The 24,449-nt window shown below is 57.0% G+C and carries 26 protein-coding genes; 22 read left to right on the plus strand and 4 right to left on the minus strand.

Annotated features, from left to right (window positions below; translation table 11 throughout):
• The first annotated feature begins 94 nt into the window (after nt 1-94).
• The 6 genes from ACYZTY_RS12085 to ACYZTY_RS12110 are packed head-to-tail and all read left to right on the plus strand — an operon-like array spanning nt 95 to nt 5,593.
• Nucleotides 95-1,027: a SctD/MshK family protein gene (locus ACYZTY_RS12085; protein ID WP_461958670.1), complete on the plus strand. Its 933-nt coding sequence runs from the start codon at nt 95-97 to the stop codon at nt 1,025-1,027.
• Entirely contained in the window at nt 1,024-1,383 is a 360-nt protein-coding gene (locus ACYZTY_RS12090) for a hypothetical protein (RefSeq protein WP_461958671.1), read from the plus strand. Before ACYZTY_RS12085 ends, ACYZTY_RS12090 begins: the two co-directional genes overlap by 4 nt.
• Complete coding sequence (gene sctY / locus ACYZTY_RS12095; RefSeq protein WP_461958672.1) at nt 1,380-1,718, plus strand: type III secretion apparatus assembly chaperone SctY; 339 nt, start codon at nt 1,380-1,382, stop codon at nt 1,716-1,718. The genes ACYZTY_RS12090 and sctY overlap by 4 nt, the downstream gene beginning before the upstream one ends.
• The gene (gene sctV, locus ACYZTY_RS12100; RefSeq protein ID WP_461958673.1) at nt 1,715-3,853 is read left to right on the plus strand and encodes a type III secretion system export apparatus subunit SctV; all 2,139 of its coding nucleotides are present in this window, start codon (nt 1,715-1,717) and stop codon (nt 3,851-3,853) included. Before sctY ends, sctV begins: the two co-directional genes overlap by 4 nt.
• Nucleotides 3,850-5,172 (plus strand): type II and III secretion system protein family protein, encoded by a 1,323-nt coding sequence (locus ACYZTY_RS12105; RefSeq protein ID WP_461958674.1) that lies wholly within the window; start codon nt 3,850-3,852, stop codon nt 5,170-5,172. The genes sctV and ACYZTY_RS12105 overlap by 4 nt, the downstream gene beginning before the upstream one ends.
• A gap of 13 nt (nt 5,173-5,185) precedes the next feature.
• Nucleotides 5,186-5,593 carry a hypothetical protein gene (locus tag ACYZTY_RS12110; RefSeq protein ID WP_461958675.1) on the plus strand — a complete coding sequence of 136 codons (408 nt, stop codon included), beginning with the start codon at nt 5,186-5,188 and terminating at the stop codon, nt 5,591-5,593.
• Nucleotides 5,594-5,604: 11 nt separating this feature from the next.
• Here ACYZTY_RS12110 and ACYZTY_RS12115 read toward each other — a convergent pair whose 3' ends face one another.
• Entirely contained in the window at nt 5,605-6,387 is a 783-nt protein-coding gene (locus ACYZTY_RS12115) for a tetratricopeptide repeat protein (protein ID WP_461959304.1), read from the minus strand.
• Nucleotides 6,388-6,510: 123 nt separating this feature from the next.
• On the opposite strand from ACYZTY_RS12115, the gene ACYZTY_RS12120 reads away from it, so the two are divergent.
• Genes ACYZTY_RS12120 through ACYZTY_RS12180 form a run of 13 tightly spaced genes read left to right on the plus strand, consistent with a single transcriptional unit; the run spans nt 6,511 to nt 15,409 of the window.
• On the plus strand, nt 6,511-7,098 hold the full coding sequence (locus ACYZTY_RS12120) for a type III secretion protein (RefSeq protein WP_461958676.1): 588 nt from the start codon (nt 6,511-6,513) through the stop codon (nt 7,096-7,098).
• A gap of 17 nt (nt 7,099-7,115) precedes the next feature.
• Nucleotides 7,116-7,331, plus strand: a complete 216-nt coding sequence (locus ACYZTY_RS12125; protein ID WP_461958677.1) for a hypothetical protein — start codon at nt 7,116-7,118, stop codon at nt 7,329-7,331.
• A 10-nt stretch (nt 7,332-7,341) separates the two neighbouring features.
• On the plus strand, nt 7,342-7,785 hold the full coding sequence (locus tag ACYZTY_RS12130) for a hypothetical protein (RefSeq protein ID WP_461958678.1): 444 nt from the start codon (nt 7,342-7,344) through the stop codon (nt 7,783-7,785).
• A 4-nt stretch (nt 7,786-7,789) separates the two neighbouring features.
• Entirely contained in the window at nt 7,790-8,572 is a 783-nt protein-coding gene (sctJ, locus tag ACYZTY_RS12135; RefSeq protein ID WP_461958679.1) for a type III secretion system inner membrane ring lipoprotein SctJ, read from the plus strand.
• Nucleotides 8,569-9,192 carry a type III secretion protein gene (locus ACYZTY_RS12140; protein ID WP_461958680.1) on the plus strand — a complete coding sequence of 208 codons (624 nt, stop codon included), beginning with the start codon at nt 8,569-8,571 and terminating at the stop codon, nt 9,190-9,192. The genes sctJ and ACYZTY_RS12140 overlap by 4 nt, the downstream gene beginning before the upstream one ends.
• A complete protein-coding gene (locus ACYZTY_RS12145; RefSeq protein WP_461958681.1) occupies nt 9,189-9,779 on the plus strand; it encodes a FliH/SctL family protein in 591 nt (196 codons plus the stop codon). Before ACYZTY_RS12140 ends, ACYZTY_RS12145 begins: the two co-directional genes overlap by 4 nt.
• Nucleotides 9,776-11,104: a FliI/YscN family ATPase gene (locus tag ACYZTY_RS12150; RefSeq protein WP_461958682.1), complete on the plus strand. Its 1,329-nt coding sequence runs from the start codon at nt 9,776-9,778 to the stop codon at nt 11,102-11,104. Before ACYZTY_RS12145 ends, ACYZTY_RS12150 begins: the two co-directional genes overlap by 4 nt.
• A 16-nt stretch (nt 11,105-11,120) precedes the next feature.
• On the plus strand, nt 11,121-11,594 hold the full coding sequence (locus ACYZTY_RS12155) for a hypothetical protein (protein ID WP_461958683.1): 474 nt from the start codon (nt 11,121-11,123) through the stop codon (nt 11,592-11,594).
• Nucleotides 11,591-12,622: a type III secretion system cytoplasmic ring protein SctQ gene (gene sctQ, locus ACYZTY_RS12160; protein WP_461958684.1), complete on the plus strand. Its 1,032-nt coding sequence runs from the start codon at nt 11,591-11,593 to the stop codon at nt 12,620-12,622. Before ACYZTY_RS12155 ends, sctQ begins: the two co-directional genes overlap by 4 nt.
• Nucleotides 12,619-13,272, plus strand: a complete 654-nt coding sequence (gene sctR / locus ACYZTY_RS12165) for a type III secretion system export apparatus subunit SctR (RefSeq protein WP_461958685.1) — start codon at nt 12,619-12,621, stop codon at nt 13,270-13,272. The genes sctQ and sctR overlap by 4 nt, the downstream gene beginning before the upstream one ends.
• Nucleotides 13,273-13,276: 4 nt before the next feature.
• Entirely contained in the window at nt 13,277-13,546 is a 270-nt protein-coding gene (gene sctS, locus ACYZTY_RS12170) for a type III secretion system export apparatus subunit SctS (protein WP_461958686.1), read from the plus strand.
• Nucleotides 13,547-13,551: 5 nt separating this feature from the next.
• Entirely contained in the window at nt 13,552-14,370 is an 819-nt protein-coding gene (gene sctT / locus ACYZTY_RS12175; protein ID WP_461958687.1) for a type III secretion system export apparatus subunit SctT, read from the plus strand.
• On the plus strand, nt 14,363-15,409 hold the full coding sequence (locus ACYZTY_RS12180; RefSeq protein ID WP_461958688.1) for an EscU/YscU/HrcU family type III secretion system export apparatus switch protein: 1,047 nt from the start codon (nt 14,363-14,365) through the stop codon (nt 15,407-15,409). Before sctT ends, ACYZTY_RS12180 begins: the two co-directional genes overlap by 8 nt.
• 119 nt (nt 15,410-15,528) lie before the next feature.
• On the opposite strand, the gene ACYZTY_RS12185 is transcribed toward ACYZTY_RS12180, so the two are convergent.
• Nucleotides 15,529-18,321: an ATP-binding protein gene (locus ACYZTY_RS12185; RefSeq protein ID WP_461959305.1), complete on the minus strand. Its 2,793-nt coding sequence runs from the start codon at nt 18,319-18,321 to the stop codon at nt 15,529-15,531.
• A 1,085-nt stretch (nt 18,322-19,406) separates the two neighbouring features.
• Entirely contained in the window at nt 19,407-19,619 is a 213-nt protein-coding gene (locus ACYZTY_RS12190; RefSeq protein ID WP_461958689.1) for a hypothetical protein, read from the minus strand.
• A gap of 506 nt (nt 19,620-20,125) precedes the next feature.
• Between ACYZTY_RS12190 and ACYZTY_RS12195 the strand changes: the two genes are divergently transcribed.
• Both ACYZTY_RS12195 and ACYZTY_RS12200 read left to right on the plus strand, forming a co-directional pair.
• Nucleotides 20,126-21,028: a LysR family transcriptional regulator gene (locus ACYZTY_RS12195; protein ID WP_461958690.1), complete on the plus strand. Its 903-nt coding sequence runs from the start codon at nt 20,126-20,128 to the stop codon at nt 21,026-21,028.
• Nucleotides 21,029-21,548: 520 nt separating this feature from the next.
• A complete protein-coding gene (locus ACYZTY_RS12200; protein ID WP_461958691.1) occupies nt 21,549-22,316 on the plus strand; it encodes a hydantoinase B/oxoprolinase family protein in 768 nt (255 codons plus the stop codon).
• Between the two features lie 25 nt (nt 22,317-22,341).
• Here the strand turns inward: ACYZTY_RS12200 and ACYZTY_RS12205 are convergent, their stop codons facing one another.
• Nucleotides 22,342-22,815 (minus strand): GMC oxidoreductase, encoded by a 474-nt coding sequence (locus ACYZTY_RS12205; protein WP_461958692.1) that lies wholly within the window; start codon nt 22,813-22,815, stop codon nt 22,342-22,344.
• A gap of 102 nt (nt 22,816-22,917) precedes the next feature.
• Between ACYZTY_RS12205 and pdxR the strand changes: the two genes are divergently transcribed.
• Nucleotides 22,918-24,420: a MocR-like pyridoxine biosynthesis transcription factor PdxR gene (gene pdxR / locus ACYZTY_RS12210; RefSeq protein ID WP_461958693.1), complete on the plus strand. Its 1,503-nt coding sequence runs from the start codon at nt 22,918-22,920 to the stop codon at nt 24,418-24,420.
• Nucleotides 24,421-24,449: the final 29 nt, after the last annotated feature.

The raw sequence follows: 24,449 nt of genomic DNA on the forward strand, positions 1-24,449 counted from the left end.
GCTTGCGCTGCTCGCATACCTATTGCCGCGCTCTATAGTTTTACCGGGCCGCTGATTTGGCGTCGTCTGTGGATCACACGGTGGTAGTTCGCGTATGACAGCCCTTATTTCATTGTTCCCGTTGCCCGGTTCTACGGTGCTCGGGAAGACCCATCCGTTACTCAGTATTACTCGCGGTCTACATCGCGGTGTTTATCTGGCCTTGGACTGCGCCGTCTACACCATAGGCAGTGCAGTTAGCGCCGACCTTATTCTCAGTGACGCCGGCATCACCGAACGGCATATGGTGCTGCGTTTCGTTGAGGGGCGGATCTGCGTTGAAGCCCTTGGTGGTGACGTATTGGTCCTCGGTCCACAGGGACGTGAAACCCTCGTTCCCATGGGGAGCGGCCACCGTGCACGCCTTCCACTGGAGATCGGCATTGGTAATGCCAGGTTGCGCCTGGAGTGCAGCGTGCCGACTCAGGGGCCGCCCGCAGCGGTTCCTCCCGCCTGGCGCAATAGGCAGCAATGGCTCTTCGCACTGGTCTTGATGTTTCTCTGCGTGGGTGCCTTTGCTTTTCGGGGTGAGCCGACGACGCCAGGTGCTCTGCTTATCGGCCTCCCGACCGAGATTCCTCCGGCGTCACGAGCCACCCGGGCTGAGGCCCGGCTCTGGCTTGACCAGCAGATGCTCGCCGCCGGCATTAAGACCATCAAGCTCAGCGAGGTCGAGGGGCAGTTGATCGCTGAAGGCAGTTACGAGCTAGGGCAAAAGTCGCAGTGGATCGCTTTGCAACAAGCCTTCGACAAACAGTTCAGCCAGCAGGTGATGTTGCAAGCCAATGTCACCGTGCATGCCGATATTGCCAATCCCAGGGTACGCTTTCAGGCGGTCTGGTTCGGGGCCAATCCTTACGCGATCAATGACAGCGGTAAGCGTCTTTACCCCGGTGCCGCCCTGGCTGATGGCTGGATATTGGAGCGTATCGAAAACAACCAAGTGGTGCTGGCCAAGGGTGAAGCGCGCTTCAGCTTGACGCTATGAGAGTTGACTCGCGCCCGTTGTTGCCAACGCCTGCGGGAAAAGCCGTCGCAGTTGACGGTGTGCTTCCGGCCATTGCCCGTCAAGGCGTTCTCTTCGATGCCGTACTAAAAAGGCGCGAGGTGATTGCGCGGCGCTCCTTGCGAGGGGAAGTGGAGCGCTTCGGTAGCACCGAAGGTATCAGCCCTGAGCTGTTTGGCAGTACGCGCTCGGTGAAAATTCTTGAATACCTGCTGACTGAGATCTTACCGGGGCTGGATATGGAACCGGAGATCAAGACCCTGGCGGAAGACCTGATACTTGAGGAAGTTCAAATGCGCCAGTCCCTGGAGCAGCAACGCGCTGAGGTGCAGACATGATCTCCAGTGAAGAACACGATTGCGTCGATCTGCTCAGAGGCATGGGTGAGTTGTATCAACGCAGCGGTCAGCCCAAACGCGCACTTGTGATGTTATTGATCGCGGTGCAGATGGCGCCGAACGATGCACTGCTGCTACGCAATCTGGCCATCGCTTTCACTGACAGCGGCGATACCGAACGTGCGTTCAGTGTGCTGGATCGTTTGGCCGAGCAAGAGAGCGAGTCGCCCGAACTGTTGCTGCTGCGCAGTCGCGCGTTGTGGCGCGGGGGACGTAAGACGGAGGCACAGCAGTGCTTCAAGCGCTATCTGGCCACCCGAGGGGCTACCTTATGAGCTTTAACCGCCTCAACTCCTTAGCTCGCATTGCCGCCAAACGCACCGATGTGATTATCGTAGCGTTTATGCTGATGGCGATTGTCATGATGATCATCCCATTGCCAACCTATCTGGTTGACATGCTGATCGGCGTGAACATTGCTCTAAGCATCTTGATCCTGATCGTCGCATTTTATATTTCCCACTCGGTGGAGTTCTCCTCGCTGCCACCGCTGATTTTGCTGAGCACGCTTTTTCGCCTGTCATTGTCCATCACCACCACGCGTTTGATCCTGCTCGATGGCGACGCGGGGCACATTGTGAAGGCCTTTGGTGATTTTGTAATTGCCGGACAGGTCGTGGTCGGCCTAGTGGTGTTCCTTATCATTACCGTGGCCCAGTTTGTGGTAATTACCAAGGGTGCCGAGCGTGTCGCCGAAGTGGCCGCGCGTTTCACCCTCGATGCCATGCCAGGCAAGCAGATGAGCATCGACAACGACTTGCGCAACGGCGATATCGAGCAGCACGAAGCCCGTCGCCGTCGTTCGAGGCTGGAGCAGGAAAGCCAGATGTTCGGCGCAATGGATGGCGCGATGAAGTTCGTCAAGGGTGACGCCATTGCCGGCTTGGTAATTCTCTCGGTCAACCTGTTAGGGGGCATGCTGATTGGCATAATCGAACGTGGCATGTCGTTCAGTACGGCAGTACATACTTATTCGTTGTTGACCGTTGGTGATGGCCTGATTGCACAGATCCCGGCACTGCTGATCTCGGTAGCGGCGGGGACGGTCGTCACGCGGGTCAACAGTGACGGTGCCGAAGGTGACCTGAGTACCGAAATTGTCCGCCAACTGGGTGGCAGCCATAGAGCTCTGTCCCTTACGGCCTTGATCCTACTGGGCGTCAGCCTGTTGCCAGGGTTCCCGGCTCCTGTGTTTATTGGCCTTGCGGTGATCCTTGGGGCTTCTGCGTTTTTCTTGTATCGGCGACAGCGTAGCGATCAATCGCCGCCGATAGTGGAAGAGGTGGAGCTACACGAGCTTGAGTACGAGCCTGCTGAGCCTGCGCCGATGTTGGGCAAACCGCTGGATCGTCGTGTCCTGCTGGTCCTGGGCTCAGGCCTGGCCGAATTCGCTCCCGAACAGCCTTTGCGCCAGCGCATCGAGGGTCTGTGTCATGAGATTCGCGGTGACCTGGGGATCGAGATGCCGCTGCCTGCGGTTTATGTAGATGGCCAAGTCGCTGCCCAACGCTTTGTGGTTGAGCTGGAAGGTGTGCCAGTCGGTGAGGGTGAACTGCCCGCCGATTACCTTTTGCTCAAGGATGACCCCGTACACGTACATCTGATGGATATCCCGACGCAGGTAGCTATTTCGCCTTTGAACCAGCGGCCAGGGCACTGGATTGAACGTCATCATCAGGCGCGCCTGGAGGAGGCCGGAGTGGGCTTTCTGTTTCCGGACGAGGTGTTGCGTGGCGTGCTTGACCGCGTCTTGCGCCGCCATGTCGCGGATTTTCTGGGGATTCAGGAAACCCGCATGCTGCTTGAACAAATGGAAAACAGTTATGGAGAACTGGTCAAGGAAGTGCTGCGCAACGTGCCCTTGCAACGCATGGCCGAGACTTTGCGCTGCTTGATATCCGAAGGTGTATCGATCCGTAATCAGCGGGCCTTGCTTGAGGCCATGGCCGAATGGGGCGGCCAGGAGGCGGATGCATCAAGGCTGGCCGAGCACGTGCGTGCGGCTCTGGCGCGGCAGATAAGCCACCAGCATGCTGATGCCAACAGAGTGATCAGTGCGTTTGTCCTCACCCCAGCGCTGGAAGAACAACTGCGTTCGGCTGTACGTCGACAGGACGGCGGGCGTGATTCACTTCCCGAACCAATCTGCCGTTTTTTACTGATGCAACTGCGCGAAGCCTGCCACCCCCTGCCGGATGTGCAGAGCTCAGTGCTGCTGGTTCACTCGGAATTGCGTCGTGCTATGCGTCGCCTAGTAGTGCGTGGCGACATTGAGTTGGCCGTGCTTTCGTTCCGCGAGCTGGCGGGCGAATACAACTTGCAAGCCTTGGGTTCTATCAGCCTGAACGACATCACTCATAGCCGTCCTCAAGACGGAGCTCCGGTTACCTCTCTGGCGAGTTCTTCATGATTGGCTTTTTTCGCTTTCCCGCCACCGGTTATCTGGTTGGCTTACTGACCGTACTGCTTCCGCTGTTGGCGGGCGCCCAAGACATTGCCCAAGGGACCGGTGGCACGTTGGACTTGGCTTCCGGTGAGGGGCGCATTTTGCATTTCAAGGCACCTGTTGAATCAGTGCTGTTGGCGGAGCCCAACGTTGCTGATCTGCAGGTTGTGGCGCCGGGTGTGATTTATATTTTTGGCAAGGCTGTGGGGCAGACCAGTCTGATTGCCTTGGGCGCTGAAGGCCGGCAAGTGGCTGAGTTGAGCGTGGCAGTGAGCAGCGGCACGCAGGGTGTCAGTCGGCCCCTGAAGGCCCTGTATCCAAACAGCACGGCCCAAATCAGCGCCGCGGGAAATCGTATGGTGGCAAGCGGCGTTGTCCGGGATGTGGCTGAGGCCACTGACCTGAATGCCTTGCTCGACAGTGAAAGCCAGAGTCCGCAAACCGCCAGGAATAACACGACTTATAGCGGTTCAGCCCAAGTGAATATCCGCGTGCGTTTCGCGGAGGTTTCGCGCTCCGAGCTGCTGCGCTATGGCGTGAGCTGGAATGCTCTGTTTAATAACGGCACCTTTTCCTTTGGCCTCTTGACGGGCGGTGGCCTTGCGGCCGATGCCGCCAGGGGCGCCTCGAATGTCATCAGCGCAGGGCTGTCTTCGGGCAACGTGAACATCGACGCCATGCTCGAAGCCCTGCAAAACAACGGCATTCTGGAGATTCTCGCCGAACCTAACATCACCGCGATGACTGGTCAGACGGCTAGCTTCCTGGCCGGTGGCGAGGTGGCCGTGCCGGTGCCGGTCAACCGCGACTTGGTGGGCATTGAATACAAGCCTTATGGCGTGTCGCTGCTGTTCAGCCCGACGCTATTGCCCAATGGTCGCATTGCCCTGCAAGTACGCCCGGAAGTCAGTAGCTTGATGGGCTCCAGCACGGTTAACGTCAACGGCTATCTGGTGCCTTCGTTTCGCGTGCGGCGTGCCGATACCCGAGTGGAAGTGGGCAGTGGCCAAACTTTCGCGATTGCCGGGTTGTTCCAGCGTGAAAGCACCCAGGACCTGGAAAAGGTACCGATGCTGGGCGACATTCCGATCCTCGGCAGCCTATTCCGCTCCAAGCGCTTCCAGCGCAATGAAACCGAGCTAGTGATTCTGATCACCCCATACCTGGTGCAGCCGATACCCGGGCGAAACCTGGCCACGCCACTGGATGCCTTGCCCGGCAGTACGCCCACCGCGTCTTCCGGGCCGCGCAATGGTGGCAAGTTCGGCTTCTACCTGAATTGATCGAGGAGCGACCATGAGGGCATTGTTCGCAACGATTCTGATGCTGACGCTGGGCTTGCCGAGCGGCTGCAAAACCCACCTGGAACCAACATTTTATTCACCGAACTACGAGCGCCTGGTGGGCGCTGATGGCCGTGTCGAACTGCTACCGGCAGAGTGCCTCAAGCCGAGTTCCAAGGACGAGTTCGGTGCCGGTAAGGATTTTGTCCCGCTGCTGGCGCCGGGTTGTGCCAACAACCTCACGCTGATGCAGATAGTCGAGCAGCGTGAGGATCTGTTTCAGGGGCGGGTGACCGGCCTGACGATGGCCGCACCGGTGGGTCGTGCTGCTCAGGTGTATATCGACGGTAATGACCGCGAAGAGCAGCGTCCTCGCCAGGACGAGCAACAGTCCAGTGCCGACAAGCAGGAAAAACAATGAAGCGCCGGGTCTTAGTGGCTGCTCATCAGCCCCAGCTCACGAGCCTGGACCACCGGGTCCTTGATGGCCTTGATGCGTCGTGCCTCGACCAGCAGCGCATTGCGGTCGACCGCCGGGATGTCTTCCAGGGCCATGCCGGCGACGTCCCGCTCGTGGCCAGCCAGGACCGTGATCAGCAGTTCGTTGCGCTGGTGCCGAGGCTGGGCGCGGGGCGACTGGCTGACGCTGAGAATCTCTTCCAGTGCCTGGCGGCTCTGGCCACCCAGGGCATAGGCCAGGGCAAGGTTGCAGCGGGTGTCGAGATCGTTGGGAGCCAGAGTCAGGCTTTTGTTGAACGCTGCCTGAGCGTCCTGAGAGTGGCCGCGCAGGATCTGGGCAATGCCCAGGCGGTTCCAAGCTTCGGGTTGATTGCCCGTGTTGACGGCCTGGGTCAGGGCGGTGACGGCACGGTCCAACTTGCCCAGGCGCACCAAGGCCGTGCCCAGGCCCAGCAACGCATCAGGGGAGTCTGGTTTGAGCTCCAGGGCTTGTTGATAAGCGCGCTCCGCCCCTCTGGCATCGTCGCTGGCCAGGCGCGTTTCGCCCAGCTTGAGCCAGGCATCAAAATGACCGCCCGGTTCTTGCGCAGCCTTTTCGTAGAGCGAAGCGGCGGTAGCGGCATCACCACGTTTTTCCAGATCACCGGCCAGCCGCATGAAACGGTCGTAACTGCTGTCGGACGGCAATTGGCTGGTGCAGGCAGTGAGCAGCGCGCTGACGATCAGCAGCAGGGGAGACGGCAAGCGGTTTTGCATGGACAGGACTCGGCCGGACGATGTGGTGGTCATCTTAGCGACTTGACGCTCAATAGCGACCGTTATGTGTGTGAATTATCACGTTGTTCATCTTTGGCCGTACGTCACCGGGAGAGCACTGCCATGCGTAGGCTGATGATGATTATTGTCTGTTTGCTGACGCTGTCGACGCTGCGCCTCGAGGCGCAAACCGAGCGGTCGGGAGAGCAACCGGGTTGGTTCGCTGAACCTTTTACCTATGTGTTGGTTGATCAGGACGTGCGTGCTGCGCTGACTGAGTTCGGTCACAACCTGGACATGGTCGTGGTGCTGTCCGATAAGGTCCGAGGCAAGTCGCGCAGTACTGTGCGCGGTGTAACCGCTGGTGATTTCCTCACCCAGTTATGCGACTTCAATGGCCTGGGCTGGTACTTCGACGGCAACGTCCTGTACCTCAATGCCATTGATGAAGTCACCACTCGCCTGTTCCGCAGCAGTGCGGGCCTGAACCTCGATCAACTGCACGCTTACCTGGCAGGCCTCGATGTCTACGGTAAGCAAATATCGATGCGGCCCAGTCCCAATGGCGATGAATTGTTCGTTTCCGGGCCTCCGGCCTACTTGAACATGATCCAGCAGCATCTCGATCACCAAGCACGTCCTGTCGCGGCATCCATGGGTCGCGAACGCGGCATACGGGTGTTTCGCGGCAGCGTCGTCAGTGAAAACTGAAACCAAGGAGAAGCACCATGTCAGTCGCTCCAATCGATAGCAGCACCAGCGCACCACCGAGTTCCGAGGCCCGCTTCAATGCCGCGGTGGATAAGTCCAAGGATGAGTTCAATGATGCCGAATTCACTGAATCGATAATTACCCAAGCGGTCACCATCGGCGGTCAGTTCATCATCATGCCCAAAGCCCAGGAGATGCTGAACGAATCCATGTCGGATGACGACGAAGAATAGAGGCCACGCCATGACTGTAAATTTTGCAACCACGGCGGCATTGCCGCCGTCAGGAGGGCAGGGGGGGCTTCAGGCTTCCCAGAACCTCTTTGAACACATGGCCGGCAACGCAAAGGGCATGCCTGAGGGGGCCAGCCCGCATCAGATTGGTGAAGGGTTGATGGAGCGGCTCAATGGTTTCATTGACCGCTCCCGGAGTTTTTCCGAGCGCGCCGACGTGATCGGCAAAGGTAGTTTGCCTGGGGCTTCGCCACCGTCGGCCACCTCGGGAAACACCGCTTTTACACCGGCGCCCGGCAGCAGCGAGGCGACAAAAAAGGTCGGCGAAAAACAAGTCGACCAGATCGTCCACTCCCTGAGCAGGATGTTCGATTACTCCATTGAAACGCAGATGGTCGTACGCGGTGCGACGCAGATATCCGGCGCCGCCAATACCCTTCTCAAAGGTCAATAAAGTCATGTTCAGCCGTTGCCGTACCCTGCGCTTTATGATCGTCGTTGCCCTCGCTGGTTTGCTCCAGGCATGCGACATGGACCTGTACAGCAACCTCAGCGAGCGGGACGCCAATGCCATGCTCGCGGTGTTGTTGCGCGACGGTATCCCGGCCTCGCGCAAGGTCCAGGACAGTGGCCAGCTCAAGATCGTGGTGGACGAGCGCCGCTTCGCCGAGGCCATGGCCTTGCTCGATGAAGCCGGTTTGCCCGGGCAGTCCTTTTCCAATATGGGCGAGGTGTTCAAAGGCAACGGCCTGGTGTCTTCACCCGTACAGGAACGGGCGCAAATGGTCTTTGCCTTAAGCGAGGAACTCTCCCACAGCGTGTCGCAGATCGACGGCATTGTCTCGGCGCGGGTGCATGTGGTGTTGCCCGACAACGACCTGCTCAAGCGGGTGATTTCACCCTCATCGGCATCGGTGCTGGTGCGCTACGACGCCAACACCGACATCAATTCGTTGATCCCGCAAATCAAGACGCTGGTGGCCAACGGCATTTCCGGGCTGAGTTACAACGGCGTGTCGGTGACCGCGATCAAGGTCGCCATACCGATCCATGGCGGTAATGGCCAACCGCGCCTGACCAGCTTCATGGGCATCTGGCTGCTCGAGGGCGACCTGTCCTGGGCGCGCCTGCTCTTCGGCGGCGGCATGGTGCTGGTGCTGGGCCTGGGAGGAGCACTGGGCTGGCACTACTGGCGCCGCCACTGCGCCCAGAGGCTGTACACCTTGCCGGAGGCATCATGAGCCTGTCACTGCGATGGAAAGACTTGCTGGAACAGCCGCTGACCTTTGTCGAACGGCATTATCTGTATGAGTGTTTTCCCGACGCGGTGGCGATCGAGCGGATTCATGCACTGACGACAGAGCCCCGCTTTCAGTCGCGCCTGCTGAAGATGCTGATGACGCATTTCAAGCTTCACCCCCTGGCGCAGACACCCACGCCCGCCGAAGAAGACTTGCCGGTGCTGCTGATGGCGCCCGACGTCTTCCGGCGGTTACCGCGGTTGTGTGGCGCCATCTGGCACGCCGCGACCCTGAGCCGGGAGATTCGCAGCGAGTTCGTCAGTCAATTGCGCGAGAGGCTGGGCGACGAAGTGTTCGCCCTTGCGCTGGCCAATCGGCAATGGGCGGGGGCTACGGATTCGTTGCGTCAGCCTGATGAGTTGGTGGCGGCCATCGATCAAGACGGCGCGCGGTGTGTGGCGGCCTGGTTGCAAACTCAACCGTCGCCACTGCGTGAATGGTTGCGCCTACGCTTGCTTGATCCTGCAGTGGCTGACGGGCGGCCATCGCCGATGAATGTTCAGATCGTGAGACATATTGCAGCGGTTCTTGTCCGCACCGACACCGGAGAGACGCCATGAGCGAATTGCCGACACGTCCGAGCGCTCGTATTTTGCGTGCTGACCAGGCCACGCTGTGGACCGACGGCTATGCCTTCCTGCAGGCCGCCCGTGATGAGGCACAACTGATCCGTCAGGACAGCACTGAGTGGCTGGAAAGAGCCCGTACGGAGGGTTTCGAGAGTGCCCGCCAGGAAGGCGCGGAGCAGATCAGTGCATTGCTGGCGGAGACCTCTGTCAAGGTCGAATCCTATCTGGCGAGCCTGGAAACCTCCTTGGTCGATCTTGCGTTGGGCGTGGTGCTTGAGGTGCTGGAACGCCTGGAGGAGGCTGAACGTATCGTGGGGTTTACGCGCAGGGCCTTGGCAGCTTTTCGCCAGGATCAGGCATTGACCTTATTTGTGCCCTCGCTGGAGGTCGAGAGGGTGCGCGACCGTCTGAAAAGCGAGCCCGACAGCCTGCCCGCTATCACCGTCAAATCCGATGACCAGTTGCATGCCGGGCAGGCGCGCCTCAGTAGCCCAGTCGGTTCGGTAGAGTTGGGCCTGGATGCTCAACTGCAAGCACTGCGCAGCAGCCTTCTGCCCTTTTCCGAGGTAACAGCATGAGCGTTGATCTGCAGCAGATAATGCCGCGCCTATGCGGTCGTCTCGGCAAGGCTCGGCCACGTCCAATGAAAGGCACCATCCGCAGTATTCGCGGGGTACTGCTACGGGCCACCGTCGCCGGGGTGGGGATTGGCGAATTGTGTCTGTTGTATGACCCCAATAGCGGCCGCAGTTTGACGGCAGAGGTCATCGGTTTCGATGAAGACGAGGCGATCCTGTCTCCGATCGGTTCGATGGAGGGGCTTTCCACCCGAACTGAAATCACCGCTACAGGCGAGACGCTAGGCGTCAGTGTCGGTGATGGGCAACTGGGCCGGGTGGTCAGTCCCGTAGGCGATTATCTCGATGGCGACGGTGTGCCGCCTTTGGGTAGCCTGCAACGCTATCCACTGCACGCCGAACCTCCGGCGCCTTTTGCCCGACAGTTGATTGCACATCCAATGTCCTTGGGCGTGCGTAGCATCGATGGTCTGCTGACTTTGGCAAGAGGACAGCGCATGGGGATCTTCGGAGAGCCGGGCGTGGGCAAGTCATCCCTGCTGGCGAGCATTGTGCGCAACACCGACGCAGACGTGATTGTGATCGGTCTGATTGGTGAACGTGGACGCGAGGTGCGTGAGCTGCTGGATGTTCAGCTCGATGCCCAGGCCCGCGAACGTACCGTGGCGGTGGTAGCCACCTCCGATCGGCCCGCTGCCGAGAGGGTACGGGCGGCATATGTGGCGACGGTGATGGCTGAATATCACCGAGACCAAGGGCGCAATGTGCTGTTGCTCATGGATAGCCTCACGCGTTTTGCCAGGGCCCAGCGCGAAATCGGCCTGGCAGTCGGGGAGCCGCCGACCCGCCGTGGTTACCCGCCCTCGTTCTTTTCTGCTTTGCCCCGCTTGCTGGAACGCGCCGGCCCCGGCCCCACAGGCAGCATCACAGCGCTATACACCGTCCTGACCGAAGGCGATGCCGCCACCGATCCGGTCGCTGAGGAAGTGCGTTCAATTCTGGACGGCCACATCGTGCTCAGCGCCGACCTGGCTCAGCGCAACTATTTTCCGGCCATCGATGTGTTGCGCAGTCGCAGCCGTTTAATGGACCAGGTGGCCAGCGCCGAACACAAACATTTGGCGATGCGTATTCGTGAACTGATGGCGCGACGCAATGAAATCGAAATGTTGATACGTATCGGAGAGTACGCCGCGGGCAGCGATCCTCTCGCCGACGAAGCCATTGCCCGGCACGAGGCCATCGAAGCCTTTCTGCGGCAGACGGCCGGCGAGCCGAGCAGTCCAAGTGAAACCTTGAAACTCATGCGCCAGGTGTTGGCATAACTTCCACGGAGGCCTGATGAAGAGCCATGAACTGCAAAGCCTGCTAAGCATGAGGCAATTGCGCGAACAACGTGCGGCGAGTCAGTTGGCCGCGCAGCAACAACGTTGCCGGCAAACCCATGAAGCCCTGGAAAATGCCCGGGAATGTTTGGGCAAGCATCACGTGGCCATAGAGCGTGAGGTTGAAAGCCTCTTCGGACGCATCATCGAAGGCTTATCAATCGCAGCGTGGCAAGCGGACCAGAATCGCCTGGATGAACTGGAGGACGCTCAATGGCAACTGGAAAGCGCCGTGTACGAGGTCCGCCAGATCCTTGATGGGCAGGAGCGGGAGCGCGAGGTATTTCGTGTGGCCCGTGCCGCTCGGCAGCGCCAGGCGGACGCTTGGAAAATGCTGGTCGAAAGGCGCGAGCAAAGCGAGCGACTGGCCTATGAGCGTCGGGAAGAATCCGATGAATTGTTTGTGCCGTTGCCCGGAGGCGCACCTTGACCTCCCAGGCGGCCGCCATCGGCCCCGACGCACCGACGTTCGAGCAGGCTCTGGCTTGGCATGACCCGCAATGGACAGCTCTGCATAATCGTCTGCATCGACCTCGCCCCACTTGGCACGGGCAGTTTGGCGGGCAGGCCATCAGTGTGGATTGGAGCGCGGACGAGACAGCAGTCGAGGAGGGGACTGAACTGTGGCTGACGTTGGGGGAGGCTTTGCTCAAGTTAACGTTGCCGGCGCAAGCGGTGGCGGCGTTGGCACTGCCGTACAACCTGACGCTCGACAGCCTGCCTGGCAGCCTGTTGCTGGAGCAGGAACTGCTCGCGCTGATCGCCCCGCTTGAAGAGCTTATTGGCCAACCGATTCGTGTGCGCGATCTTGACGCTTCCCAGATCGCGCCTTCGACGCTGCAGCTGGGCATTGACCTTGGGGTGCAGTGGGGTGATGACACCCGATTGAGCGTGCGGATACACCTGAGTGAGGTCGCCGCTGCATGGATGGCCGATGCGCTGGATCAGCACGCGCCGGCCACGCCTCAGGACCTGGGCCATTTACCGATGCCAATGTCGGTAGACAGCGGCGAGGCCTGGCTCACGCTGCCTGAGTTGCGCAGCCTATTGCCCGGTGATGTCGTGATGCTTAACCCTTGGGCTGACAGCCTGGTGCGTCTGAACCTGGGCACACGTTTGCGGGCCCGCGCACGACTGGAAGGCATCCGCCTGCAATTGCTTGAACAACCGTTTGCCGTGAATTCTATGAAGGAGCATCACATGACCGAAGTGGACGCCGAGCCTAACCTGGATGCGATTCTTAACGAACTACAACTGAAATTGGTCTGTCAGGTGGGCAGTGTCGAATTGTCCATGGCGCAACTGCGTGAGCTGGGAAACGGCAGCCTGTTGCAACTTACACCCTCGATGCAGGAGGGCGTCGACTTACTGATCAATGGCCTCTGTGTCGGTCAGGGCCAACTCGTTAAAATTGGTGACGGCCTGGGTGTGCGGTTGGTGAGATTTTCCAAGTTATGAACGGCTATCAGCCGAACCTAATCGAGATCATCCTGGTCGTCGCTACTATCGGTTTGATTCCGCTGGCGGTGGTGACCCTGACCGGTTTCATGAAAATCTCCGTGGTGCTGTTTCTGATCCGCAACGCCTTGGGCGTGCAGCAGACACCGCCCAATCTGGTGTTGTACGGCATTGCTCTGATTCTCTCGGTCTACGTGACCACGCCGTTGATTGGCGACATGTACCGTCAAGTGGAGGGGCGAGACCTCAACATGCAGAACGTTGAGCAGGTCAAGGAGTTTGGGGAGGCCCTGCGACCTCCGTTGCAGGCACACCTCTCACGCTTTGCCAACGAAAGTGAACGTGGTTTTTTCATCCAGGCGACCGAGACGATCTGGTCCGCCGAGGCGCGTGCCGACCTGCGTGATGACGATCTTGTGGTGCTAGTACCCGCATTCGTCAGCTCGGAACTGACCCGTGCCTTCGAGATTGGCTTCCTGTTGTACATCCCGTTTTTGGTGGTGGACCTGCTGGTGTCCAACGTGCTGATGGCGATGGGCATGTCGATGGTTTCCCCAACGTTGATTTCTATTCCGCTGAAGCTTTTTCTCTTTGTCTCATTGAGCGGCTGGTCGCGTTTGATGCACGGTCTGATTCTTAGTTACGGGTGAGTTTATGGGGCAGGACGTTTTTCTTTCGTTGGTGAAACAGGCTTTGATGACGGTGCTGCTGTTGTCGGCTCCGGCGCTTGGGGTGGCGATTATCGTCGGTTTGAGCGTCGGGTTGTTACAGGCCCTGACCCAGATCCAGGACCAGACCTTGCCTCAGGCGGTCAAACTAGTGGCGGTATTGCTGGTGGTCGTGTTTGTCGGCCCCTTACTGGCTGGGCAGGTGTTGGAGTTGGGCAATCAGGTGCTCGATAACTTCCCACTGTGGACGCGCTGAAGTATATGGACGCCAGCTTGGCCAACACCTTCCTGGAAGTCGCCTACCCGGTAATCAGCTCGGCAGCGCTGGCGGCTTCCCGAGCTATGGGTTTGGTAGTGATTACCCCGGCGTTCAATCGCCTTGGCCTGACCGGGATGATTCGCGGCTGCGTGGCGGTGGCGATTTCCGTGCCGATGTTCGTTCCGGTGTTTTCGGCCTTTACCGCTATGCCTGAACACGGCAGCTTTTGGCTGGCCGGCCTGTTGATCAAGGAATTCCTGATCGGCGTGGTGGTCGGCCTGCTGTTCGGTATCCCGTTCTGGGCGGCGGAAGTGGCGGGGGAACTGATTGACCTGCAGCGAGGCTCGACCATGGCGCAACTGACGGACCCGTTGTCTTCGGGGGAGTCCAGCGTCATGGCGACCTTGTTGACTGTGATGCTGATTGCCCTGTTCTTCCTGTCGGGCGGTTTTATTTTGCTGGTGGATGGCTATTTTCATAGTTACAAGCTGTGGCCCGTCACGGCCTTTACACCGCTGTTTGCCTCGTCGGCCCTGCTGGCGGTGCTGTCGATCCTGGATCAGGTAATGCGCATTGGCGTGCTGATGATCTCGCCGCTGATGATCTCGCTGCTGGTCACCGACCTGATGCTGGCCTACCTGTCGAGGATGGCGCCAAGTCTGCATATTTTCGATTTATCGTTGCCGGTGAAGAATTTATTTTTCTCGATTCTGATGGTGATCTACATCAGCTTCCTGATTCCGCTGATGCTTGATCAACTGGCTGAGTTTCGCAGCGCTGTGGGGCTGCTCAAAAGCCTGGTGGGCGGTGGCGATGGCTGATACCAGCGAAGAGAAATCCCAGCCGGCCACTGACAAAAAGCTCAAGGACGCACGCAAGAAGGGCCAAGTCGCCAAGAGTCAGGACTTGGTGTCGGGCATGGTCATCCTGTTCTGCACCCTGTGCATTTCGATTGTTACGCCCAGGGCCCAGGCACAGGTCAGTGCACTGATTGACCTTACGGCTCTGATCTATATCGAACCCTTTGCCACGGTCTGGCCCAGGGTGTTGGATACCGCCCAACAGTTGCTGATCAGCATTACCTTGCCGGTGATGGCGGTGACGGTGGGCGTAGTGATTCTGACCAATTTGGTGACTATGCGGGGCGTAGTGTTCTCGGTCGAGCCGATAAAGCCGGACTTCAAGCGGATTAACCCTACCGAAGGCTTCAAACGCATCTTTGCCATGCGCAACGTGGTCGAATTTCTCAAGGGCTTGGTCAAGGTGCATTTGCTTGGGCTGGCGTTCTATGTGGTGGGGCGGCATGCCTTGCAAGTTCTGATGGAGTCTTCCAGGTGTGGCACTGAGTGCATCGAGTCCACCTTCTTTGTGGTGCTCAAACCGTTGGTAGTTACTGTGCTGGCGGCATTTCTACTGGTGGGTGGCGTGGATGTGCTGGTGCAACGCTGGCTGTTTGGGCGTGACATGAAAATGACCCGCAGCGAGCAGAAACGCGAGCGTAAGGACCTCGACGGTGATCCGCTGATCAAGAGCGAGCTACAACGCCAACGTCGGGAAATGCAGGCCTTGGCGACCAAGCTAGGGTTGGGTCGCGCTTCGCTGATGCTCGGTTCGGTGGGCGGCTGGGTGGTGGGGATCCGCTATGTTCGTGGCGAGACGCCCGTGCCTGTTGTGGTCTGCTGCGCGGGGCCGGAGGGCGCCAAACAAATGTTGGTCGAAGCCAGTGAGCTCGGGATACCCCATGGTGCGGCCCCAGCCCTTGCAGCGCAGATTGCCCGGCGCACTGTCCCCGGTGATCCGGTGCCGGATAACACCTTCCAGGCAGTCGCCGACTTGTTGGTGGCGGCGCGGCTGATCTGAAACTTGAGACCTTGTAGCGTGTAGTTGGCCCGTCTGCGAAAATTATCAAGAAGGTAAGAGGAAAGGAGGGGAGATGAGGCGGATCTCAAATCGAGTGTCTTTCGGGGTGGCCGTAAGCTTCATTTCATCTGCAGTGGAACGGCCAGGCGCGCCAGGTCGGCAGTGATTCGCGCGGTCCAGAAACAGGCGCCCTGAACCTCTGCTTCGGCCATCGCCTCCCGAAGTATCTCATGCGCCAGTGACAGTAGCGTGGGATCGTCCTGCTTGATCAGCAGCTGTGCCTTAACCCGCAGCAGCTCGGGGCGAAACCAGCGCTCCTGGCGAGCGGCGCCTATAAGCAGTGTTTCATCGAGGACGTTCAGGGCCTGCTGGCTCAGTCCGAGCGCGGCGATGCCCTGTGCGTACTCGCAACGGATCAGGCTGTAGAGCGGGGTGTCACCCACCTCATGCAATTGGTTGAGTACTTCGCCCAGGCGCGGCACGCCCTCTTCGGGATTGTTGTCGCGGATTAACAGAATGTTCTCGAAGCAGCGGGCGAACAGGCGCCAGGTATACAGGTCATCACCGTTTACGCTGTTCTGCAGCAGCTTCAGAAAGCTGTGACTTCTTTGCCTATGGTCGACTAGCAACGAGGTGGGTATGGCACTCAGGCACAGGACATACCACAGGCTAACTGGGTGAGAGGCGGCTCGGGCTTCCTCGACAGTGCGGTCAATGGTTAACAGGGCCTGGCCAACATGGCCCTGCAATAGCTGGATTTGTGCCTTGATCGTGCAAGCGCCGATGCGCTGGTCGAAATGTATGTCAATGATATGGGTACGTGGTGACAACGCAGCGCTCAGCGATTCGGCGATCACTTGTTGCGCCCGCAGCAGATCGCCCATGTAAAACAGTGGGCCGGCCTGCATTCGCTTGCCCAGCTGTCTGCGGTCTGTGCTGCCGCTGCTTTCACTGAGCTGGATGTAACAGGTAGCCAAATCCAGAGCCTCCCGATGTTGGTTGCTGCAACAGCGGTCATTCCAAAGCCCCCAAAGGCCGCGCAATTCATGCTCGGTATCACCCAAGGCGCGGGCATCTTCGATGACCAGCTTCCAGGCCTCGCGGATTCTCTGTCCCGCACCATGGGTCAGGACCATCACGCTGGCCGAGGCGGTCAGTAACAGCATGCGCTGACGGGGCATGATCACATCCAAATGCGAGCCGGTCTGCAGTCCCCGGTTGACCCAGTCATGGCATTCGTCGACCAGTGACAGGCGCAGCCACAGCGGTACGCTCATAAGGGTCAGTTCAACCCCGAGAGATTGGTCTCCATCCAGGGAGTATGCCCAGTTCAACGCGGCGCGGATGGAGTCGACCTCCGGGCCGTAAAAGGCCATCCAGGCATCAGTACTCATGCTGTCCAAATTCTTTACGGCATCTCGCTGTGCATTCAGCGTATAGGCGGCGTGGCGTTGCGCGGTAGCGGGAGCCTCTAGGTACTGGGCAAGTTTTTCCGAGGCGTACAGGCGTGTGGTTTGCAGTAGTCGATAGCGCTTGACCGATGTGGAAGCCACCGCGATCAATAAGGATTTGTTCATCAGGCTTTCGAGTAGCGAAACTGAGTCCTGGGTTTCGCCCGGGTTGATAGCTACCACAGTTTTGACGGCACCGAGGGTAAAGGCCCCGGTGAACACGGAGAGCTGGCGTAACATGGCCCGTTCATCATCCGAGAGTCTGCTGTAGGTCCAGTCCAGCATGGCACTTAACGTACGGTGGCGTGGTTGGGCAGTCCGCCGCCCGATCATCTGCAGGCGAAAGCTTCCGTCGAGCAACTCCACTAAGTGAGTCATGCCGAAAGCGCGAACACGAGCAGCGGCGATTTCAATGGCCAGGGCATTGCCGTCGAGCTTGCGGCAGACGGCGGCGGCGGCATGCACGTCGATATCCCGAAACACAAAGTCTGGATCATGGGCGGTGACCCGTTCGATGAACAACTGAATGCTGGAGTAAGTCAGGGCTTGACGGGAACAGAGGTCGGGATCGTCCGAAGGAACCTGCAGGGGGGCGAGATCGTGTACGAACTCTCCCTCGGCGTGCAAGGGTTCGCGGCTGGTGATCAGCACGCAGCACTTAGGTGCCTGGCGCAGGATGGTTTCCACTGCGTTGGCGGATTCTTCCAAGACATGTTCGCAGTTGTCCAGAATCAGCAGCCGTTTGTTGTCGTCAAAGCTGCTGCCACTGGATCGGGTCATTGGGCTGATACCCATGATCGAAGAGACCGTACCGTTCACCAGTTGTGTGCCGCTGACTGACGCTACATCCAGAAACGCCATGCCTTGAGGAAAGTGCGCTGCAAGGCTTTTTGCCAGCGTCAGCGCTACCGTGGTCTTGCCTATGCCACCAGGCCCAGTGATGGTGACAAAGCGACATTGCTGAAGCTGTTCTCCAAGTGTCTCGACTAGCAGATCCCGGCCAATCACTGAATGTTGCAGGCGTGGTAGTGCTGAGCGTTCTAATGCTGCCTGATCCAAGGTCGGGATCGCCTGCTGCGCTTCCATTTGGACCGTCACTGCAGCTACAAAACGGTAGCCACGTCCCGGCACAGTGGCGATATATGAATTGTCTTTTACGTCGCCTAAAACGCGTCGTAAGGTCACGATCTGGGCCCGAAGGTTGCATTCTTCGACGATGACTGTGGGCCATACCAGAGACAGCAATTCGTTTTTTTTCAACAGCTCTCCGGCGCGGGTTACCAGCGCGATGAGTAACAACAGTGCACGGCTGCCCAATTGCACAGTTTCACCATTCTTTAATAGTAGATGCTGTTGGGTGTAGAGCGCAAAAGGTCCGAAGTAGAGGCAGCGTTCCGGAGCTGTCGTATGCTGCGTGTTGACGGTGGCTATTTTCCCGGAAGCGATCCTGTTGATGGTCATGATCAAGCCTTTTGTAGTTAAGGTTTTGTCGGCGATCGAAGGGATCAAAATAACGAGTATCTGCAGCGGATCTATGTAGTATCAAAGTAATGTAAGTTTAATTCCTGTTTCTGCTTCATTCGGTGCAAGGGACCTTCCTCTGCACATCCGCACAGCGTTGAAACGTGAGGATGTTTGCGGATTTTTCTGTGTTACTCAGGCTCCTTTATTTGATCCAGAAGTTATTGGATCGATTTGCTCTCCATAACCAGCCGACCAAATGGGAAGAAGCAACAGAGGAATGACAATTCCTCGATCTGCAACAATGCTCAACAGCTCTTTGGTACGTTAGGAAAGAGCCTTTTTTAGAACGGAGTCATCTTCATTTTCTTATACGTTTTCGATGCGGTACCCAGACTCGCTATTGCTCCTAGTAATCCAGACATGATTTATGATCGTAAACACATGCTTGGGAGGGCTTTCGCCTGGCTTAATATCCCCCACGCCACTCCCGCCGCAATAGGATTGAATCCATACACAACCGCACGATTGCCCCTCCTACTTTAGCTATATAAATACAGACAAAATAGAGCGCCGCCCCCCTCGGTTTTTACTGTCTCCCTTTTGGGTTTTGCGATTATACGTCACAAATAATATATTATAACGTTTCTTTTTTCGAAACAGAATTCATGAAAACTCGGCTAAGCCAACAAAATACGCTCACTGGCCATCATCACCAGCCCGTGCCCTGCAGTGAATGAGTGGGTTACGGCGGCATTGAGTTCGGATTCCCATTTTGGAAGCGCCTTTTCTCTGTCAGAGGCCACGTGGCGGTAGGGGGCTGCGAGCACACCTTCCGAGCTCGCCCCATTTGGCCGATTTTGTCCGCGCTTTAAACGGACGCAATACCCTCAACGTCAGAATCGTCATTGGCCCATCCGTCTATCGCCTCCCACAACCCTCTCTGGCACAGGCGGCAGCATGACTTCCCATCCTAGTCTCGACCAAATAAACCCTGAGCAAATGCATGCCTTGTGGATACATTCGATGAAGCGCCTCGGGAGTATCGATCAGAAGGTGAAGGCGATGTATAAGCAAATTCACCATCACAAAGCAGTTAATGAAAACCGCCCCATGAGATCTCGCGACTCAAGCGATTTATGTTTTCCAAGCGTAGTGAGCAACTCAAACCGAGCCAGGCCAGCTAGCTCGGTGAGTGCGTAGGGAATACGCCACCGAAAAGCGAGCTTGACTACACGTCCTATATGCCATAGCTGCGTAAAGATAACGCTGCCAGCATCGTGGACAGTCTGAGTCACTTTGCGCCAGCCGTTAACCTGTGGTGTGGTGTGGTGTCGATGCGTGGGAGGGTCAGAAAACCTTTAGCCGAGCTTGAAATCGGAGTGTCCTCGGGAGTGTTCAGTCTGGCGCTATCCCTTTGGCAGCAGTAAGGCGCGGTCAGTTCATTTGCGAAGCCCTCGGGGTTGAGAGCGCGGGTCATCGGTGCTATTGCGATGCGATTACATAGCGTCAACACACCAGCCCGGCAGAGGTCAAAGAATGTGCTCATAGAAACCTTTCCCTCGCTTGATGATGCTCAAGAGCGTAGGCGCTGGCTAGTTCGCTGATAACCTGGCAACGCTTCACATGTTCTGTGAGTTTTTTTCACAACTGCGCCGGATGTTGACAAGTGCATCGGGTTGTTGAATTGGGTTATGCATGTGAATTTTATTCATAAGTTAAGTGAGCACCATCACATTACTTCTGTGATTTTCCGTGAAGAACTTGTGATATTTTTTCACTAATGACTCAGAGGGGGAATGACGTGGATAACAGAGCAGGTGAGATGTCGGTCTTCGTGCGGGTTGTCGATGCCGGTAGCTTTTCGCAAGCCGCACGCCAGATGCTGATGACGCCTTCAACGGTCAGCAAATTGATTGTTCGCCTGGAGTTGCGTCTGGGCGTTCGCCTGCTGGAGCGCTCGACACGCAAGCTGTCGTTGACGGATGAAGGGCGTATTTACTATGAACGCAGTAATGCGTTGCTGGCAGAGCTCGATGATGTCGAGCGAGTGTTGGCGCAAGGTGCACAGAAAGCTCGCGGAACAGTACGCATCAATTCCTCGGTAGCGTTCGGTACGCTGGCGATCGAACCCAATTTGCCGGCTTTCTGGGAAGCTCATCCCAATATTCAAATCAACCTGTCCCTGTGCGATGACATCGTCGACATGTACCTGGATCGAACGGACATTGCTTTCAGGGTCGGCGTATTGAACGATTCGACACTGCGAGCGCGGACGATCGGTGTCGCACGCCGAAAGATAGTCGCTTCACCCGTTTATCTGGAAAAGTACGGTATCCCTGAGACCCTCGAAGAGCTCGGCGAGCACAATTGCTTAAGCTTCAGTTTCCGACGTGCAAGTCCGGTCTGGCCCATGCATCAAAGTGGCCGCATTGTTGATCGCATCATCCAGGGCAACCTGCAAGCCAACAATGGTGAGACCGTTCGGCGTATGGCCATATCTGGGGTGGGGATTGCCCGATTGGCCGACTATCACATTGACGAGGACCTAGCCGCCGGCCGATTGGTCGAGGTGCTCGCGCAAACCGGTCACGACTGCGAAGAAGTCCACGCGCTGTATCAGGGCGGTCAGCATGTGCCCCAACGCATCCGGACGTTCCTCGACTTTATGGTGCCACGCCTACAATCTTTCATGAGCCGCGGATAAACCCGCTACCGTCCCAGTGCCTGGACTCGATGACGGCCTTCAGGCGTTGCAGCCCTGTTCGACAGAGCGCCTCTAAATGCGCAACGACCTGTGTTTCCTCTGCGCCCTGGACAAGAAAGGTGCTAGACCAGGACGCCAACGTCCCGCCTTTGGCATCGTCCTGCACCGACATCGTGCCGACACAATCAATGAACGGAGACGGTCCTTCGAGCAGGGGTAGGGAAAGTGCTTTGCATCCTCATCGAAGGCGAGCACGCGCGAGCCAGATCTCTGGCAGGCACGATAGCGTGCGCACCAGTGTCGGCCAGGCTCTTCGAGGTTACCCAGCCCGGAACAACCGCCACCCCACAGATCAACATCTGCCATAACTTGGGCCGCTGTGCTCGCGGCGTTGATCGGCGTGTGAATAGGCTGCTGAAGCGGCGTCATGAGAAACCTCGTGGGCAAGTATCGGAGATACGCAATTTTTCTCTAAGTTACTTGGACGAAACAGTCAAATATGTCCAGGTTTATGTCGTAATTGTGGAATCGTCTGATTTCGGTCGTAGAAGAGCAGGCCCTGACGCTGATCCGTACAGCGTTTAGTACAAGTGTGCGTGAATCCGGCGACCTTTCTGCCGGGGTGTTCAATCAGGCCGGCGAGATGATCGCCCAGGCAGTGACCGGAACCCCGGGACACGTGAATGCGATGGCCGAGGCGGTCGGCCATTTCATCCGTGATATCGGCCGCGACAACCTCTTTGAAGGTGATGTGTACATCACCAATGACCCATGGAAGGGCACGGGTCACCTGCACGATTTTACGGTGGTATCCCCGAGCTTTCGCGCGGGAAGCCTTGTAGGTTTTTTTGCCTGCACCGCCCACGTAGTGGATGTCGGTGGGCGTGGCTTCGGCCCGGACGCCAACGAGGTGTATGAGGAGGGGATTTTCATTCCGATCATGAAGTTCGCCGAGCGTGGCACCGTGGACCGCGATCTGGTGCACATCATTCGTAATAACGTGCGTGAAAGCCGCCAGGTAGTCGGCGACATTTACTCCCTGGCCGCGTGTAATGAAATCGGCCACCGCCGACTGATGGAAATGATGAACGAATTCGGCCTGGGCGATCTCGAGAATCTGGCGCAATTCATATTCGAGCGCAGCCATGCGGCCACGCTTGAGCGAATCAATGCGTTGCCCCATGGGCTGTATCAAAACCTGATGCGCGTTGATGGGTATGACACCCCAATCAATATTGAATCGCCCCGAAATGATTTGAAGATTTCTGATTGTTCTCCAGTTTTCTAAGAGAGTCGAACTGTCTTAGCGCTGTTCAAGGAGGACTCAGCTGAACCCTGCAGGCGTGTTTACCCAAAATCATGTCCGAAGCTTTCTCTGCGATCAAGATTGTGGGGGCATTGGTGTTACCACTGACTAACGTTGGCATGATAGACGCGTCCGCTACCCTCAGCCCTTCAATGCCGTGCACGTTGAGCCTGTCATCGACGACAGCGGCGTCATCCCAACCCATTTTGCATGTGCCCACCGGGTGATAAATTGATTCGACATTCATCCTCAAATACTCATCAATTTGGGCGTTGGTCTGCAGGGCTGCTCCTGGCGCATATTCCTCCCCACGAAACGGGTCAAAGGCCTTCTGGCTGATGATTTCCCGTCCGATGCGAATCCCCTCTCTAGCCAACTCAATGTCCGAAGGGTCAGAAAAGTAATTGGGCTGTATTAGCGGGTGCAGAGTAGGGTCTGTGGAATGAATTTGTATTGATCCACGGCTTTTTGGTCGACACACATCGAAGTAAGGAGTGAATCCATGTTCACGATTGGAGTTGACGAGCCCGGGAAGTGGCTTTAGGAATGAGTGATTGCAGGTTTATCTGATAGGGCCAATCCGATGAAAGATGTGCTGCTCACCGATCTGCTCACCGGTGCGCTTTCCAGAGATAGCAGCATTTCGCTGCAAAAGCAGATATATGAGCTGGTCAGTCGAGCGATTCTTAACCATTCGCTTTTGGCAGGACAAAAGCTGCCTTCCTCTAGAGCTCTTGCGCAGGACTTAGGTATATCTCGCGTTACGGTAGCGCTAGCCTATGAGAGGTTGATTAACGAGAACTACCTGATTGCGGAGACCGGCAGCGGAACCTTTGTTGCACCAACGATGAGTGTGCCGTTATCAACTGGATCCGAAGTCAGTCATACAAAAAACAGCTTGGATATCTCACAAAGAGGTCAGTTGCTCGAAACACTACCCGGCGGATTGAATCAAAGCTCAGGAGCGTTTGTGCCAGGTGTTGCAGACGTTACGATGTTTCCATTTCATCTCTGGAAACGACTGATAGCTCGGCATTTGGGTAAAACAGATATCGAGATGTCCGGATACGCTATGGATGGCGGAGGTTACCTCCCACTTAGAGAGGCCATATCAAGTTACTTGAATATATCCCGTTCTGTTAATTGTAATCCTGATCAAGTCATCGTCACGTCAGGAACAAATCATTCCATTGATCTTTGCGCTAGACTTTTAACTGATCCTGGAGATACCGCCATAGTTGAAAATCCATGTCATTGGGCGTTTCCTACGGTGTTGGCGGCATCAGGATTGAACGTGGTGGGGAGGGATGTAGATTCAGAAGGCTTGGCTCTGAGAGCAAAGCAAGTGCCGGACGGCTCCCGTTTGGTGGTAACGAGCCCTTCTCACCAGTATCCGACCGGCGTCATCATGCCCCTTGCTCGGCGACTGCAGCTTTTGCAGACTGCTAGGTCGTCTGGCTTATGGGTGATTGAGGATGATTACGACAGTGAATTCCGATACGACTCGCAACCGATTCCATCGTTGCAGGGGCTGGACGTCGATTCTCGCGTCATATACGCCGGTACATTTAGCAAGGCAATGTTTGCAGGCGTTCGATTTGCCTATCTCGTTGTACCTTCTCATGTATCGAAGCAATTCTGTGAAACCAACGCAAAAATATACAGGCCTGGGCAACTATATTTGCAAGCTGCCCTCGCCGATTTTTTAAAAGAAGGTTATTTCTCACAACACATTCGACGTATGCGACAAGAGTACGCTATCCGTCAGCACCTATTACGTCAGGAGCTGCAAAGAGAGTTTGGTAGCTTCGTTGAGCTTTCAAATGCTCAGGCGGGACTGCATCTTTATGCTAAGTTCAAGCTTAACTTGCAATCAGAATTTCTCATTGAGTGTGCGCGAAAAGAAGGGTTGGTATTGGGGAGCCCAAAGTTCATAACGCCTCCTTCAGTACCGAATGAATGCGGTGTCGTATTGGGGTACGGTGCTGTATCCGCTAACAAAATCGTTGAGGGAGTTAATAGGTTGTCGAAGGCTGTAAAAAATGCGCAACAGGTTAGCCTGTTAGGTGATAAATATTGCCGCTGACTGAGAATTGACCTTGCTGTTTAGTTGGC

The sequence above is a fragment of the Pseudomonas sp. LB1P83 genome (genome assembly GCF_054897885.1).

What these genes read in the sequence shown, in the direction of transcription:
- ACYZTY_RS12145 (WP_461958681.1), top strand. Translation starts at nt 9,189, where the DNA reads ATGAGCGAATTGCCGACACGTCCGAGCGCTCGTATTTTGCGTGCTGAC.
- ACYZTY_RS12090 (WP_461958671.1), top strand. Translation starts at nt 1,024, where the DNA reads ATGAGAGTTGACTCGCGCCCGTTGTTGCCAACGCCTGCGGGAAAAGCC.
- ACYZTY_RS12085 (WP_461958670.1), top strand. Translation starts at nt 95, where the DNA reads ATGACAGCCCTTATTTCATTGTTCCCGTTGCCCGGTTCTACGGTGCTC.
- sctR (WP_461958685.1), top strand. Translation starts at nt 12,619, where the DNA reads ATGAACGGCTATCAGCCGAACCTAATCGAGATCATCCTGGTCGTCGCT.
- sctS (WP_461958686.1), top strand. Translation starts at nt 13,277, where the DNA reads ATGGGGCAGGACGTTTTTCTTTCGTTGGTGAAACAGGCTTTGATGACG.
- ACYZTY_RS12140 (WP_461958680.1), top strand. Translation starts at nt 8,569, where the DNA reads ATGAGCCTGTCACTGCGATGGAAAGACTTGCTGGAACAGCCGCTGACC.
- ACYZTY_RS12115 (WP_461959304.1), bottom strand. Translation starts at nt 6,387, where the DNA reads ATGCAAAACCGCTTGCCGTCTCCCCTGCTGCTGATCGTCAGCGCGCTG.
- ACYZTY_RS12125 (WP_461958677.1), top strand. Translation starts at nt 7,116, where the DNA reads ATGTCAGTCGCTCCAATCGATAGCAGCACCAGCGCACCACCGAGTTCC.
- sctT (WP_461958687.1), top strand. Translation starts at nt 13,552, where the DNA reads ATGGACGCCAGCTTGGCCAACACCTTCCTGGAAGTCGCCTACCCGGTA.
- ACYZTY_RS12185 (WP_461959305.1), bottom strand. Translation starts at nt 18,321, where the DNA reads ATGACCATCAACAGGATCGCTTCCGGGAAAATAGCCACCGTCAACACG.
- sctV (WP_461958673.1), top strand. Translation starts at nt 1,715, where the DNA reads ATGAGCTTTAACCGCCTCAACTCCTTAGCTCGCATTGCCGCCAAACGC.
- ACYZTY_RS12180 (WP_461958688.1), top strand. Translation starts at nt 14,363, where the DNA reads ATGGCTGATACCAGCGAAGAGAAATCCCAGCCGGCCACTGACAAAAAG.
- ACYZTY_RS12155 (WP_461958683.1), top strand. Translation starts at nt 11,121, where the DNA reads ATGAAGAGCCATGAACTGCAAAGCCTGCTAAGCATGAGGCAATTGCGC.
- pdxR (WP_461958693.1), top strand. Translation starts at nt 22,918, where the DNA reads ATGAAAGATGTGCTGCTCACCGATCTGCTCACCGGTGCGCTTTCCAGA.
- sctY (WP_461958672.1), top strand. Translation starts at nt 1,380, where the DNA reads ATGATCTCCAGTGAAGAACACGATTGCGTCGATCTGCTCAGAGGCATG.
- ACYZTY_RS12150 (WP_461958682.1), top strand. Translation starts at nt 9,776, where the DNA reads ATGAGCGTTGATCTGCAGCAGATAATGCCGCGCCTATGCGGTCGTCTC.
- ACYZTY_RS12130 (WP_461958678.1), top strand. Translation starts at nt 7,342, where the DNA reads ATGACTGTAAATTTTGCAACCACGGCGGCATTGCCGCCGTCAGGAGGG.
- ACYZTY_RS12120 (WP_461958676.1), top strand. Translation starts at nt 6,511, where the DNA reads ATGCGTAGGCTGATGATGATTATTGTCTGTTTGCTGACGCTGTCGACG.
- sctJ (WP_461958679.1), top strand. Translation starts at nt 7,790, where the DNA reads ATGTTCAGCCGTTGCCGTACCCTGCGCTTTATGATCGTCGTTGCCCTC.
- ACYZTY_RS12110 (WP_461958675.1), top strand. Translation starts at nt 5,186, where the DNA reads ATGAGGGCATTGTTCGCAACGATTCTGATGCTGACGCTGGGCTTGCCG.
- ACYZTY_RS12105 (WP_461958674.1), top strand. Translation starts at nt 3,850, where the DNA reads ATGATTGGCTTTTTTCGCTTTCCCGCCACCGGTTATCTGGTTGGCTTA.